Below are 1,305 nucleotides of genomic sequence, written 5' to 3' on the forward strand. Positions count from 1 at the left end.
CCCATAAAATACTGAAAGACCCAACGTGCGGTGGGGTTGGCAATCGGGCGGCCTGATTGATTGGGGAAGGTTTCGCTAGCTTCGGCCAGCGCGGTACGAATCCGATATTCCAAAGCTGCATACACCAGTAAACACAGCGTCATGATCGCGGCTAAGCTCATGATCCGAGGCACCGATTTTAAAAAGAGGGTCGAGGCCAAAAATTGCGGGTCTTTGAGAAAGCGAAAGCCACGTTCTACTTTTTGTTAATCCTTATAGGTACCCAGCAGTTCTTCGGCTGTGAATCGGGACGTATCGGTTTCATTGGTGGCCAGAATAAAGCAGCTTTTCCGTTGCAGTCGCTCCTGATAGATGGACACGTTTGAGGCGATGGCACCTTCAATTCGCACAATAGTGTAATCAGCGGCCTGGTCCGGCCTGGGGCGTCCGCGCCGTTGGTAACGGGCTTCACTGATCAACTGACAGGCCGTCAGCGTGGTGAGTTTCAGTTATTTCCTGAAGCGTCGCACGGCCGTTTCGGCATCGACTTCACAAGCAAATTCTTGACGAGACAAGGCTGCAAACGCTTCTAATTCTTGCTGACTTTGTTCCGTAAAGGCTGTGTTGACCGTCTTCAAGGCACGTTGCCGAGCCGCTGGCGAATAGATCAGCAGCCAACGTTGCCGGACATCGGCATAAGTGGTGCACAGTTTGATGTGCTGCTGTTCATCTGCTTGCGCTGCCAACAGGGGGGCTGTCAAGGCGATAGTCTCCCTGGCCAGCGTCAGCGTTTCCGGAACTCGCGTGATCCAGGTATAGCCATTCATCTGAGCCAGGCTTTCGGCAGTATACAACGCGCTATTGGCGACAATCGCGCGCAAGCCGACGTCCTGTTGCAACTGAGCCATGTGCTGCTCAGCGTCTGTCTAAAGCTGGTTTTATCAGCATGATTGCCGCTTAACGGTTCCATCAACAACGGAATCCCCGCTTGTCTTTCTACCACCAATTGCAACACTGCCTGATTCAAATCCGGTCGATGATCACGGCTATAGCCTTGGGTGATGTGAATTAATTGACTGTCTTCATCAATCGGCAATTGGCTGTTATAGATACCGTCGGCATGAAAGCTGGTCGAATCCGGATGGCCGGTTTGGCATGGCAAGCCGAGCTTTTGGACACTGTGAACCGCCAGTTGGCTATAAAAAGAACTGCAACCATACGCATGGATAGTATCCAACGTTCGGCCTGGCAGATCATCATTCAATCGGGCCGCGGTGATGCCCTCGCCAATCAGGTGTTCAACCGGTTTGTCCCGGAAAAAATGCG

2 protein-coding genes are annotated in these 1,305 nt (G+C 52.3%); both read right to left on the bottom strand.

Annotated elements, in window-relative coordinates:
• Positions 1 to 488: 488 nt before the first annotated feature.
• Entirely contained in the window at positions 489 to 878 is a 390-nt protein-coding gene (locus tag BM283_RS17765) for a hypothetical protein (RefSeq protein ID WP_139225352.1), read from the bottom strand.
• The gene (locus BM283_RS20785) at positions 803 to 1,243 is read right to left on the bottom strand and encodes an IS1634 family transposase (protein WP_368086460.1); all 441 of its coding nucleotides are present in this window, start codon (positions 1,241 to 1,243) and stop codon (positions 803 to 805) included. Before BM283_RS20785 ends, BM283_RS17765 begins: the two co-directional genes overlap by 76 nt.
• Positions 1,244 to 1,305 lie beyond the last annotated feature (62 nt).

The sequence above is a fragment of the Nitrosomonas sp. Nm34 genome, from assembly GCF_900113925.1.
In the GTDB taxonomy this organism is placed as follows: Bacteria; Pseudomonadota; Gammaproteobacteria; order Burkholderiales; family Nitrosomonadaceae; genus Nitrosomonas.